Source organism: Shewanella psychromarinicola (genome assembly GCF_003855155.1).
Classification (GTDB): Bacteria; Pseudomonadota; Gammaproteobacteria; order Enterobacterales; family Shewanellaceae; genus Shewanella; species Shewanella psychromarinicola.
This window is the reverse complement of the sequence record NZ_CP034073.1, coordinates 2,746,448-2,759,877: the sequence shown is the minus strand read 5'-3', so window position 1 is coordinate 2,759,877 and position 13,430 is coordinate 2,746,448. Positions and strand designations below refer to the sequence as shown.

The following is a 13,430-nucleotide window of genomic DNA, read 5'->3' as shown; positions in this document are numbered from 1 at the left end:
GCGTCCTACTTGGTCATTCTGAGTAAACCTTCCTGTGTGGCAGAAGCCACAAGACGTCCTCGCTGATCAAAAAACTGCCCTTTCACAAATCCACGTCCACCGCCAGCATTAGGGCTATCAATACAGTATAGGAGCCATTCTCCCATATTAAATGGACGATGAAACCACATAGCATGATCAATGGTGGCCATACGCATACCTGGGGTTAAAAATGACACACCGTGCGGTTGAGTTGCCGTCATTAAAAAATTAAAATCCGATGCATAAGCTAATAAATATTCTTGAATGCTGTGGTCTGATGGGATTTTTCCATTGGCACGCAACCATACATACCGTTTAGGCTCTGTGGCACTTGGCGCAATAGGATGAACGGGGTGAACTAAACGCATTTCAATCGGAGAATCTGCCATAAATTTTTCGAGCATTTTCGCAGGTACTTTATCACGCATGGTCATCGCGAGTTCTTGCTGATTCAATAAACCTTCAGGTCCTGGCACATCAGGCATGAGATCTTGATGTTCAAAGCCTTCTTCGACTGTTTGGAACGAACATATCATGTAAAAAATGGGTCGACCTTTCTGAATAGCCTTCACACTACGCGCACTAAAACTGCCTCCATCACGCATATTTTCAACATCATAAATTATCGGTAACTTTTCATCACCGGCACGCAAAAAGTATGAATGCAAAGAATGTGCATGGCGATCTTCGCTAACCGTTTGTTTTGCAGCACTTAACGCTTGTCCCATCACTTGGCCCCCAAACACATGCCCGAAGCCTAAATCTTGACTCTGACCACGAAACAAGCCTAATTCAATTTGCTCAAGTGACAACAATGACAATAAATCGTTTAATACCTGACTCATAACACCTTCTTTACGACATGGATTAACGTTAAGGTTACCTTAGTTAAGCTTATGTTTTCTAGCTTATTCTATGGTAATTGTTGTATTTCAGCTATCTTATGACAAATCGCAAAAGAGTGATGCAACGCAAAGATTCATATCTGCACCGTAATTGAATTTTTGGTATGCTATTAACATGACTAATCAACACTGCGTTTCACAATATTATGCAACCTAGCTCAATGCAATCATGGTTTATTGCTATTCGTCCTCGAACGCTCCCTGCGGCAATTGGTCCATTATTAATCGGAAACATGCTGGCAATTGGACTCGAACACTTTAGCTTACTCATCGCGTTTACCTCAATGCTATGTGCCGTATTATTACAAATTTCAGTTAATCTCGCTAATGACTACTTTGACTTTAAAAATGGCATTGACACCGAAGAGCGTATCGGACCTGTAAGAGTGACTCAAAGTGGTATCCTAGCGCCCTCATCAGTTCGAAATGCCATGATAGGCTGCTTGATCACATCATTATTAGTCGGTTCATTATTAATACTTCACGGAGGATGGCCTATTGCCATTCTTGCTGCAGCCTCTATTTTAGGCGCGTTATGTTATAGCGGCGGTCCCTATCCACTTGCCTCACATGGATTAGGCGAAATAGCAGCATTTGTTTTTTTTGGTTTAGTGGCCGTTGTTGGCAGTTACTATTTACAAGCAGGAACTACCACCATAACAGCATGGTTACTCGGTTGTGCCATTGGCTTTTTTAATGCTGCCATCATGCTGGTCAATAACACTAGAGATATTTCAACCGACACCAAAGCAGGTAAAAACACCCTTGCGGTGAGAATAGGAGAAGCACAGGCTAAAGTGCTATATCAAAGTTTTGTCTACTTACCTTTTGGTATCATTATCGCGGGATTTTTATTAGGTTCATTGGATGGATTACCGGTATTGTTATCGGGAGCCTCGTTAATCATTGCGCGTAATCTCAGCCGCGAATTTCACGAGAATTCTGGTGAAGCATTGAATCCGATATTGGGACAAACCGCTAAATTAACTATGATTTTCAGCGTGCTGTTTAGCGTTGGATTGTACTTTTCACTAACCTGAATGTCCTATTTGTTAAATGTCATCTATCACTTAACGTCCTGAATAATTAAAAAGGCGCCTCATTGTAAAATCAGGCGCCTTTTTAAAGTGTGAAGGTCATTACACTTTAGATAAAGTACGCTGCTTCGCACTCCAATCTAAATGGTATTTCTCACCCGCTGGCTTATCAGTACGTTCAAAAGTGTGCGAGCCGAAAAAATCACGTTGGCCTTGTAGTAAGTTCGCTGGTAACGTTTCACTGCGGTAACTGTCATAATATGCAATCGCCGAACTAATACATGGTGCTGGAATGCCTTGCATAACAGCGGCCGCAACGGTTTTACGCCAGTTAAGCTGCTTCTGTGACAAGGTTTGACTAAAGGTATCGGCCATCAATAAGTTTGTAAGGCTTACATCTTCTTGATAAGCCTTAGTAATTGATTGCAAAAACGTCGCGCGAATAATACAGCCTGCACGCCATATTTTAGCTATTTCAGCAAAATCTAAAGCCCAATTTTGCTCTTTTGCTGTCATCGCCATGAGCTCAAATCCTTGAGCATAACAACAGACTTTAGCGCAATATAAAGCATCTTCAAGATTGGCAATAAATTCCGTTTTCTCTGCACCACTAAAACTAACGGGAGCTGGACCCGCTAGCGTTGTGCTTAGCTGCATACGCAAGTTTTTTTGAGTACTGACAGCACGAGCATATACCGCTTCTGCAATCGTTGGCGCCGGACAACCAATTTGCAAGCTGCTCACTGCCGTCCATAAACCAGTGCCTTTTTGACCTGCTTTATCAAGGATCATTTCAACTAATGGCTTACCCGTTAGCGGATCGGCTTGTTGCAAGACTTCAGCGCTAATGCCCATAAGGTAACTGTTAAGAATACCTTTATTCCAGCCATTGAAAATGTCACCGACATCATGAGCTGACATGCCTAAACCATCACTAAGCAATTGATAAGCTTCGCAAATAAGCTGCATATCCGCATATTCAATGCCGTTATGAACCATTTTAACGTAATGACCAGAACCTGCAGGACCTATATACGCAGTACAAGGCTCACCTTCGGTGACCGGATTACCCGGCTCAAAACGTTCTATAGGTAAACCAGTGGTTGAATCAACTTTAGCGGCAATCGCTTTCCAAATAGGTTCAACATAACGCCATGCTTTTTCATCGCCACTGGGCATTAATGAAGGGCCAAAACGCGCGCCAACCTCACCACCTGAAACAGCCGAACTGAAAAAGATAAACTGTTCTTTATAGCGAGACTCTCGCTCTACTGTGTCAGTCCAAAGACTATTACCCGTATCAATAACGATATCATTGGCTTCAATACCAGCTTCGATTAACGATTTACAGACTCCGTCAACAGGCGCTCCTGCAGGCACAGATAATACAATGACTCGAGGCTCAACTAAATTAGCAAGCATTTCTGTAAGATTATTACAAGCTTGCATGCGCGGTGCCGTACCCGCTTTACGCTCATTTTCTTCTTGAGCCACAGCTGCGTTGACTTTTGGAGTATCTAAATCGAAAACTGCAACATGGTAGCCGTTGTCAGCAATGTTTAATGCGAGGTTCTTGCCCATAACACCAAGGCCGATAACGCCGACGTGTGATTGTTGGATGTGGTTATTCATTAGTGTAGTTCCCACAGGTCACAGAGATTAATCGCGTAGTGCGAATCCATTTGGTTGGCAATTATAGCGATTCTTGTAACTAAATTACCAGTAACAAAATGCGGAAACGCTGTTTTTTACAATGTATGCTCAATTTAATTAACAGATTGCTACAATAGGAAAAATCAGAAACACCATTGGCGTTTCTGATTTTTTATTAGTCGAATACAATGTCGACGCGCTACTGAAGCTAAAATAAAATGACTAAAAAGTATACTAGCAGGTCGACTAACACAGCTGTGCCTGAGTAATGGTCTCATTACAAGGGATGAGTACCACAGAAAGCTCTGAACTAAGATTTAGTCAACTCAGTCGTTAACGCATTGGCATAACCCATTTTAGTGAGCGCATTACGTACTATGTCTAAGGTTTGTGGATCTTCAATGGTGGCCGGCATGGTGTAATCTTGATTGTCAGCAATTTTACGCATTGTGGCTCGCAATATTTTTCCTGAACGGGTTTTAGGTAATTTTTGTACTGCACTCACTAGCCTAAAAGAAGCCACGGGGCCTATTTCATGGCGTACCAGTGCAAGCAACTCTTTATACAATGCTTCATCTGACAAGGTAACGCCGTTTTTAAGCACCACCAACCCAAGAGGCACTTGGCCTTTTAGTTTATCTTGCACACCAATCACCGCCGCCTCAGCAACCGCATCATGTTGACAAAGTACTTCTTCAAATCGGCCTGTTGATAAACGATGTCCTGCGACATTAATAATGTCGTCGATGCGACTCATAATGTACAAATAGCCATCTTCATCTATGTAGCCAGCATCACCGGTTAAGTAATATCCAGGATACATAGATAAGTAACTGTCAATATAACGTTTATCGTTTTGCCACAAGGTCGTTAATGTGCCAGGAGGTAATGGCTGCTTTATCACCACATTGCCGCTTTCATTGGGTGCCACTTGTTGCCCCATCGCATCGAGGATCTCCACTTGATAACCCGGCACGGCACGCGCTGGCGATCCCGGTTTAATTTCTATCGGATCGGTTCCCATCAAGTTTGCCGCTACTGGCCAACCTGTTTCAGTTTGCCACCAATGATCAATCACAGGTTTACCTAAATGATGCTGACTCCAATTTAAGGTGTCTGGATCACAGCGCTCACCCGCTAAATACATTTGCTTGAGGCAGCTTAAATCAAATTTCTTAATCAAGTCGCCTTCAGGGTCTTCGCGTTTAATGGCTCTAATGGCAGTCGGCGCAGTAAAAAAGCTGCGAACTTGCTTTTGTTCGATAATCCGCCAAAAGGCGCCAGCATCAGGAGTACCAATGGGCTTACCTTCATACATAACGGTGGTTGCACCAACCAATAGCGGTCCATAAACAATATATGAATGCCCTACCACCCAGCCAACATCCGATGCAGCCCAAAACACATCACCTACACCGGTGTCGTAAATGTGTTTCATCGACCACGCCAATGCAACTGCATGACCGCCATTATCACGCACCACCCCTTTCGGTTGTCCTGTCGTGCCTGAGGTATACAGCACATACAATGGGTCAGTTGCATCCAGCGATACACAATCAGCATCAGGCGCATCCACCAGCGCATTATACCAATCAAGATCGCGGGGCGAGAGTAATTCAGCCTTGTATTCAGTACGATTTAAAATAATACAGTGATCGACTTGGTGGCTAGCTTGAGCTAAAGCATCATCTAGTAGCGGTTTGTAAGGCACCACACCTGAAGGTTCGATACCGCATGAAGCAGACAAAATCAATTTTGGCTTGGCATCATTAATCCGCGTAGACAACTCATTGGCCGCAAAACCACCAAAGACCACAGAATGAATCGCGCCAATACGCGCGCACGCCAACATGGCATAGGCCGTTTCAGGCACCATGGGCATGTAAATCACCACACGGTCACCTTTCTTTACACCCAGCGAGACCATTAAGCCCGCCAGTCTTTTAACCTGCGCTAGTACCGATTGATAACTAACGGAATATTCATGCTGTGTCACTGGGCTAATATAATGGATCGCTGTTTGTTCGCCTCGGCCAGCTAACACATGACGGTCTACCGCATTAAAACAGGTATTCATCTTGCCATCGGCAAACCAGCGATAAAAAGGTTTTTGACTGGCGTCTAATACTGTTTTAGGAGTAAGGTCCCAACTGATGGCTTCGGCGGCTTGTAGCCAGAATACTTCGGGCTCGGCTATCGATTGTGCGTGCATTGATAGTCCTAAATCAGCCATATCGCTCTCCGTTAATCAACTTGTATTACAATGATTATGAGCAGAATTCATTAAATTGCCCTATTAGACAAAAGGATAATAGCCACGATAATCAATAAGAAAACCGTTAGATCCATCCAAGTGTTTAGCTTAAGGTTGAACGTTCAAGTTATTAAAATAAAACACAATATAACAATTAGTTAGAGTACAACAACCGATAGAGTGGAAAGCAAAAATAACACTTTAACTGTCGGTATTATATCGAAAAAAGCCATGCAAACTTTACCTTTACGTAAACTTCATATATCTTGCATCAAAAGAAACACTTTTGGTGACATGATGAGCACAACCCATAGCCCTCAATCAACGTATTCAATCAGTGACTTATCAAAAGAATTTGATATCACCACCCGCAGTATTCGTTTTTACGAAGACCAAGGTTTGATTAAACCTAAGCGGCGCGGACAAACCCGTATATACAGTCTGAAAGACCGAGTGCGGTTAAAACTCATTTTACGCGGCAAACGCCTCGGTTTTTCGTTAGCAGAAACGCGTCGTCTATTTGAACTTTACGATGCAGATAAAAGTAGTTCAACGCAGCTCAACACCATGCTTGACTTAGTTAATGAAAAAAAATCGGCTCTACAGCAGCAAATGGACGACATTAAAGTGGTGCTAATGGAGCTGAATTCGGCCGAGCAGCAATGCCGAGTCGCGTTAGAAGACAATAGCCTCAAAAAGAGCAAGTAAGCCAACTAGCGACATAATACTGATAATAATAAAAGGCTTACTCAATTAAGTCTAACGTAATACTCCACTGCCAAAAACGCATATAAGCGTTGGTAGATAATGTTTTGCCAGATAATAATAAATTCAACAGGACACATGCATATGAGCGACTTATATACCAGCCTAAACTTTGGTTTAGGTGAAGACGTAGACATGTTACGTGATGCCGTTCGTGGTTTTGCCGCTAACGAGATTGCCCCAATGGCCGCCCAAGTCGATATCGACAACGCCTTCCCTAATCAATTATGGCCAGTGCTTGGCGATATGGGGCTATTAGGCGTAACCGTTGATGAGCAATATGGTGGCGCCAACATGGGCTATCTTGCCCATGTCGTTGCGATGGAAGAAATTTCACGCGCATCGGCATCCATAGGCCTAAGTTATGGTGCTCACTCAAACTTGTGTGTTAACCAAATTAACCGTAATGGAAATGACACTCAAAAAACAAAATATTTGCCTAAACTGATCAGTGGAGAGCATATTGGCGCCTTAGCCATGAGCGAACCTAATGCCGGTTCAGATGTGGTGTCAATGAAGCTACATGCCCGTAAAGAAGGCGATCGTTATATTCTGAATGGCAACAAAATGTGGATAACTAACGGCCCAGACGCTCACACCTATGTTATTTATGCTAAAACAGATGTAGACAAGGGTGCACATGGCATTACCGCGTTTATTGTTGAACGCGATTCTAAAGGTTTCAGTCAGGCACAAAAACTCGACAAGCTGGGTATGCGCGGTTCAAACACCTGTGAATTGGTGTTTGAAGACTGTGAGGTACCAGAAGAAAACATCTTAGGCGGCCTCAATAACGGCATTAAAGTGTTAATGAGTGGCCTTGATTACGAACGAGTTGTGTTATCTGGCGGCCCATTAGGCATTATGTCAGCGTGTATGGACATCGTCATACCTTACATTCATGAGCGTGAACAATTTGGCAAATCGATTGGTCAATTCCAATTAGTGCAAGGTAAGTTAGCCGATATGTACACTGGCATGAATGCCGCAAAGGCTTATGTTTACAGCGTGGCCAAGTCTTGTGACCGTGGTGAAGCGACTCGTAAAGATGCAGCAGGTGCCATTTTATACAGCGCAGAGCTTGCGACTAAAATGGCCTTAGATGCGATTCAACTTCTTGGCGGCAATGGTTATGTTAACGAGTATGCCACTGGTCGTTTACTGCGTGATGCCAAGCTTTACGAAATTGGCGCGGGCACCTCAGAAATCCGCCGCATGTTAATTGGCCGCGAATTATTTAACGAGTCAAAGTAAGCAACATTTGCCCCCTCTGTAGGGCGACATATTCAACGTGTCATGTCGCCCTTATCAAGCCCCTTTTTTTTTGCTTCATTAAGGACATAGAAATGACGCAACTGAGCAGCCGCATCAATCCTCGCAGTGACGAATTTAAAACCAAGTCAGACAGCATGGCGTTATTAGTCAACGATCTCCAACAAAAGCTGGCAAAAATCGAACAAGGCGGTGGCCCTGTTGCCCTTGAACGTCACTTGTCGCGTGGTAAATTATTGCCTCGTCAACGCGTTGAAAAGCTACTCGATCCCGGGTCACCCTTCTTAGAGTTATCGCAATTTGCCGCCTACGAAGTCTATGACGAAGAAGTGCCTGCAGCCGGCGTTATCGCTGGTATCGGCCGTGTCAGTGGTGTTGAATGCATGATCATCGCCAACGATGCCACAGTAAAAGGCGGTACCTATTATCCTATCACCGTGAAAAAGCATTTACGGGCCCAAGACATTGCCAGTCGCTGTCACTTACCGTGTATTTACCTAGTTGATTCTGGGGGCGCCAATTTACCCCGCCAAGATGAAGTGTTTCCTGACCGGGATCATTTCGGCCGAATTTTCTATAACCAAGCACAAATGTCAGCTAAAGGTATTCCGCAAATTGCGGTGGTAATGGGTTTATGTACCGCGGGCGGCGCCTATGTGCCAGCGATGGCAGATGAATCTATTATTGTTAAAGATCAGGGCACCATCTTTTTAGCAGGGCCGCCACTAGTGAAAGCGGCAACCGGAGAAGAAGTCAGTGCAGAAGAGCTCGGCGGCGCAGATGTTCACACTAAAATATCTGGTGTTGCGGATCACTTGGCGCAAAATGACGACCACGCACTCGAGCTTGCTCGCCGAGCTATACTGCGTTTGAATCACCAAAAACACATCAAAAGCTTATTAAGTCCAGCTAAGCCGCCACAATTTGATATCCATGAATTGTATGGCATTGTCGGTACCGACCTTAAAAAGCCGTTCGATGTAAAAGAAGTGATTGCCCGTGTGGTTGACGATTCTGACTTTGACGAATTTAAAGCCAACTACGGCGCAACCTTAGTGTGCGGGTTTGCTCGCATCCATGGTTATCCGGTCGGAATTGTGGCTAATAACGGCATTCTTTTTTCCGAGTCGGCGCAAAAAGGCGCTCACTTCATTGAACTGTGTTGCCAACGTAAAATCCCCTTATTGTTCTTACAAAATATCACCGGTTTTATGGTGGGTAAAAAGTACGAACATGAAGGCATTGCCAAGCACGGCGCCAAAATGGTCACTGCGGTATCTTGTGCCAATGTACCTAAATTTACTGTAATTATCGGTGGCAGTTATGGCGCCGGTAACTACGGCATGTGCGGCCGCGCATTTGAACCCACCATGATGTGGATGTGGCCTAACGCCCGTATTTCAGTGATGGGCGGCGAACAAGCTGCGGGTGTATTAGCCACCGTGCGCCGTGACGGTTTAGCCCGTAAAGGGGTTGAATGGTCTGCAGAAGATGAACAAGCTTTCCGTAAACCCATTGTTGAACAATACGAAAAAGAAGGTCATCCGTATCATGCCAGCGCCCGTCTTTGGGATGATGGCATTATTGACCCAGCACAAACTCGTGACGTTGTCGGATTAGCGTTATCGGCAGCGTTAAATGCTCCTATTGAAGACACCCGTTTTGGGGTGTTTCGCATGTAACTCATGCGGTTAATTCAACTAACTAGGAGTAAGTACAATGTTATCAAACCAATATAAACACATTGAATGTGGTGTAGCGCAAGGCGTTGCACAGCTCACCTTAAACCGGGCCGAAGTTCACAATGCTTTTGATGAAGTGATGATCAGCGAAATGATCAACGCCATCGAAACCTTTGCCAGTGACAGTCAATGCAATATGCTCATTTTACGTGCCAATGGCAAAAACTTCAGTGCAGGTGCAGACCTAAACTGGATGCGTAAACAAGCAAAAATGGACGTTGGCCAAAACCTTGCTGACGCCCATGAGCTTGCCAAGCTGATGCATGTACTGGACAAGTTTCCCAAACCAACCATCGCCCTCGTTCAAGGTGCCGCCTTTGGTGGTGCATTAGGGCTGATTTGTTGCTGCGACATTGCCATTGCCACTGCTCGCGCTAGCTTCTGTTTAAGCGAAGTGAAACTCGGTCTTATTCCCGCAGTAATAAGTCCGTATGTGTTGCGCGCCATGGGTAACCGCCAATCTCGTCGCTTTATGCTGACCGCAGAACGTTTTAGTGCCGATGTAGCCTTAACCCATCAAGTGGTCCACGAGATCAATGATGATTTAGACGCCGCTGCTGCGCCATTTATTGCCGCGTTTAATGCCAACAGTCCACAAGGCATGGCATGGGTAAAAACCTTAGTATCACGATTAGAAGATGGCGTGATCGACGACGCTACGCTCAATTTCACCAGCGAGCAGATTGCTCGAATTCGAGTATCAGATGAAGGTCAAGAAGGTCTTAATGCCTTTTTTGAAAAAAGACCCCCAGCATGGCAAACCGCCAAATCTGATCCACAAGGAGCCCAATAATGTTTACCAAATTACTGATCGCAAACCGTGGTGAAATTGCTTGTCGTATTATTAAAACGGCCCAAACCATGGGGGTACGCACCATTGCTTTGTATTCTGACGCCGACAAAGACGCCCGTCATGTGGCCATGGCAGATGAGTCGTTTTACTTAGGTGGTAGTGCCCCTGCTGACTCGTATTTAAAAGCCGATTTAATTATCGAGATTGCAAAAAAGTCAGGCGCAGAAGCCATCCATCCTGGTTATGGTTTTCTGTCTGAAAATGCCGATTTCGCCCGCAAATGTGAACAAAATGGCATCGTCTTTGTTGGTCCAGGTAGTGACGCGATTGATGCTATGGGCAGTAAAAGTGCCGCTAAAGAAATCATGTCTAAGGCCAATGTACCGCTAGTGCCGGGTTATCATGGTGAAGATCAAACTGACGCTACCTTGATTGCCGAAGCTAAAGCCGTTGGCTTTCCGCTATTAATTAAAGCGGCTTATGGTGGCGGCGGAAAAGGTATGCGCATCGTCGAAAACGACGGCGAAATCCTTGAAGCGATTAACTCCGCACGCCGTGAAGCCAGCTCGTCATTTGGTAACGATAAACTCTTGATGGAACGCTACTTACGTCAACCTCGCCATGTTGAAGTACAAGTGTTTGCCGACAGTCAAGGTAATGCCATTTACTTATCCGATCGAGACTGCTCCATTCAACGTCGCCATCAAAAAGTGGTTGAAGAGGCGCCTGCACCGGGTTTATCAGATGAGTTACGCGCCCAGATGGGTAATGCCGCGGTTGCCGCCGCTAAGGCGATTGATTACGTCGGTGCCGGTACGGTTGAGTTTTTACTTGATACCGACAACCGCTTTTACTTTATGGAAATGAATACCCGTTTACAGGTCGAACACCCCGTCACCGAAATGGTCACCGGCCAAGATCTTGTCAAATGGCAGCTTCTTGTGGCCAGTGGCAATGAATTACCGCTTCGCCAAGATGAAGTGCGTATTCATGGTCATTCATTTGAAGTGCGTATTTACGCTGAAGATCCCCAAAACGAATTTTTACCCGCCAGCGGTAAGCTCAACTTTTTGCGTGAACCTGAGCAAAATCGCCATGTGCGTATCGACTCGGGCATTCGTGAAAACGATGTCATCAGTAACTTTTATGACCCAATGATCGCCAAATTGATTGTGTGGGATGAGTCGCGACCAAGCGCACTGCAACGCTTAGTACATGCGCTTGAGTCATACCAAATAAGTGGCCTTAAACATAACATCGAGTTTTTAGCCAACATAGCTGAACACCCAGCCTTTGCTGCTGCAGACTTCTGTACTGACTTTATTGAACGTTATGGCGACACCTTAATTGGTGATGCGGCCATTGAAGCCGATACCGCATTAGCCCTAGCAGGGCTTTTTCAAGTACTGTCACGTAAGCATGCGGCTAAAGCATTGGCAATTAATAGCGCTGACCCATACTCACCGTGGGGCTTAGTGAGCGGCTTTAGATTAAACAGCTCCAGCGTACATCGGGTGTCGTTATTAACCGATGCCGCAGCCGATGTTCAGCAACATGATTTGTTACTCACCGCCGTTGGCGAGCAATATCAACTGTGTTTACACGACCAAGTACTGACGTTAGCGGGTGAGCTGAAAGCCGATTTACTCTTAGCAGAAATTAACGGCCATAAAAGTAAAATCCCAGTAAGCCATCAAGGTGATGACTTCACCCTGTTCTTACCGTCAGGCAGTTACCACTTTAAAGCCATCTTGGCACAAGTGGCCGAGGACGTGGTTAACCATGCAGATAAACTTAAAGCGCCAATGAATGGCACCGTGGTGACCCATTTAGTGGAAGTGGGCGATGAAGTCAAAGCAGGCCAGGGTTTGCTCGTAATGGAAGCGATGAAAATGGAATACACCATTGAAGCGCCGTTTGATGGCGTAGTCAGTGAATTTTACTTCCAAAGCGGCGAGCTTGTCAGCGATGGTGCCCAACTTTTAAATGTTGAGCCATTAGTGAATGAAACCAGCGTCGAGGAAGCATAAATGCTGCCCACTAAAGTGAGCGTTTTTGAAGTCGGCGCCCGTGATGGTTTGCAAAATGAAACGCCGGTAACAACCGCAGACAAGCTGACACTGATTGAGCAACTAGCCGATGCGGGTATTAAGCGTATTGAAGCTGGCAGCTTTGTGTCGCCTAAGTGGGTGCCACAAATGGCCGACTCGGATGCGGTATTTCAGCAACTTAAACGTCAAATTAATCGCCGCCTTGGCGTGGTTTACAGTGCATTAACGCCTAACTTAAAAGGCTTTGAACTGGCACTCGCTGCTGGCGCTGATGAAGTGGCCATTTTTGGCGCGGCATCAGAAACCTTTAGCCAAAAAAATATTAATTGCTCCATTGATGAGTCAATAGAGCGCTTTATTCCGCTGATTGAAACTGCCAAAAAGCACAATATTGCCGTGCGCGGTTATGTGTCTTGTGTACTCGGTTGCCCATACGAAGGCCATATTAACGTCAGTGAAGTCGCTAGAGTATCTGAAATCCTTTATAAGATGGGTTGCTACGAAATATCCCTTGGCGACACCATTGGCGTTGGCACACCAAACCAAGCCCGTAAAATGGTCGAAGCTGTTGCTAATGTGGTACCCGTGGATAAATTAGCCCTGCATTTTCATGACACTTACGGTCAGGCACTTGCCAATATACTCGCCTGCCTTGAAACAGGTGTCAGCGTGTTTGACGCTTCGGTAGCCGGCCTTGGAGGCTGCCCTTACGCCAAAGGTGCATCGGGTAATTTAGCCACAGAAGATCTTGTTTACATGCTCCATGGCATGGGCATAGAAACGGGCATAGACTTAACAAAACTTGCACTAGCTGGCGACACTATTAGTCGCGCATTGGGGCGCACTAATGGGTCCAAAGTAGCAAATGCAATCAGAGCATAATCACATATACTCAAAATAGTTGGCACGACATAACGCTGGCAGTTGATATAAATAT

General features: G+C 45.2%; 10 protein-coding genes. 7 read left to right on the top strand and 3 right to left on the bottom strand.

The genetic code is table 11. The annotated features are described in order from the left end of the window. Positions 1 to 5: 5 nt before the first annotated feature. Entirely contained in the window at positions 6 to 866 is an 861-nt protein-coding gene (tesB, locus tag EGC80_RS12070; RefSeq protein ID WP_124013928.1) for an acyl-CoA thioesterase II, read from the bottom strand. A gap of 206 nt (positions 867 to 1,072) precedes the next feature. Here tesB and EGC80_RS12065 point away from each other — a divergent pair, with 206 nt between their 5' ends. Next, positions 1,073 to 1,966, top strand: a complete 894-nt coding sequence (locus EGC80_RS12065) for a 1,4-dihydroxy-2-naphthoate polyprenyltransferase (RefSeq protein WP_267898620.1) — start codon at positions 1,073 to 1,075, stop codon at positions 1,964 to 1,966. Between the two features lie 99 nt (positions 1,967 to 2,065). On the opposite strand, the gene gndA is transcribed toward EGC80_RS12065, so the two are convergent. Together gndA and EGC80_RS12055 are read right to left on the bottom strand one after the other, a co-directional pair. Next, positions 2,066 to 3,595, bottom strand: coding sequence for an NADP-dependent phosphogluconate dehydrogenase (gene gndA / locus EGC80_RS12060; protein ID WP_124693481.1), 1,530 nt, complete (start codon positions 3,593 to 3,595; stop codon positions 2,066 to 2,068). Between the two features lie 331 nt (positions 3,596 to 3,926). Further along, entirely contained in the window at positions 3,927 to 5,849 is a 1,923-nt protein-coding gene (locus EGC80_RS12055) for a propionyl-CoA synthetase (RefSeq protein WP_124013931.1), read from the bottom strand. A gap of 318 nt (positions 5,850 to 6,167) precedes the next feature. Between EGC80_RS12055 and EGC80_RS12050 the strand changes: the two genes are divergently transcribed. The 6 genes from EGC80_RS12050 (at position 6,168) to EGC80_RS12025 (ending at position 13,375) form a co-directional block, all read left to right on the top strand. Then, positions 6,168 to 6,578, top strand: a complete 411-nt coding sequence (locus EGC80_RS12050; protein WP_101034624.1) for a MerR family transcriptional regulator — start codon at positions 6,168 to 6,170, stop codon at positions 6,576 to 6,578. A gap of 141 nt (positions 6,579 to 6,719) precedes the next feature. Beyond that, positions 6,720 to 7,889, top strand: a complete 1,170-nt coding sequence (locus tag EGC80_RS12045) for an isovaleryl-CoA dehydrogenase (protein WP_124013932.1) — start codon at positions 6,720 to 6,722, stop codon at positions 7,887 to 7,889. Positions 7,890 to 7,981: 92 nt separating this feature from the next. Next, positions 7,982 to 9,589, top strand: a complete 1,608-nt coding sequence (locus EGC80_RS12040) for a carboxyl transferase domain-containing protein (RefSeq protein WP_124013933.1) — start codon at positions 7,982 to 7,984, stop codon at positions 9,587 to 9,589. Between the two features lie 37 nt (positions 9,590 to 9,626). Further along, the gene (locus tag EGC80_RS12035) at positions 9,627 to 10,442 is read left to right on the top strand and encodes an enoyl-CoA hydratase-related protein (RefSeq protein ID WP_101030193.1); all 816 of its coding nucleotides are present in this window, start codon (positions 9,627 to 9,629) and stop codon (positions 10,440 to 10,442) included. Beyond that, positions 10,442 to 12,472: an acetyl/propionyl/methylcrotonyl-CoA carboxylase subunit alpha gene (locus EGC80_RS12030; RefSeq protein WP_124013934.1), complete on the top strand. Its 2,031-nt coding sequence runs from the start codon at positions 10,442 to 10,444 to the stop codon at positions 12,470 to 12,472. The genes EGC80_RS12035 and EGC80_RS12030 overlap by 1 nt, the downstream gene beginning before the upstream one ends. Further along, complete coding sequence (locus EGC80_RS12025; RefSeq protein ID WP_101030191.1) at positions 12,473 to 13,375, top strand: hydroxymethylglutaryl-CoA lyase; 903 nt, start codon at positions 12,473 to 12,475, stop codon at positions 13,373 to 13,375. Positions 13,376 to 13,430: the final 55 nt, after the last annotated feature.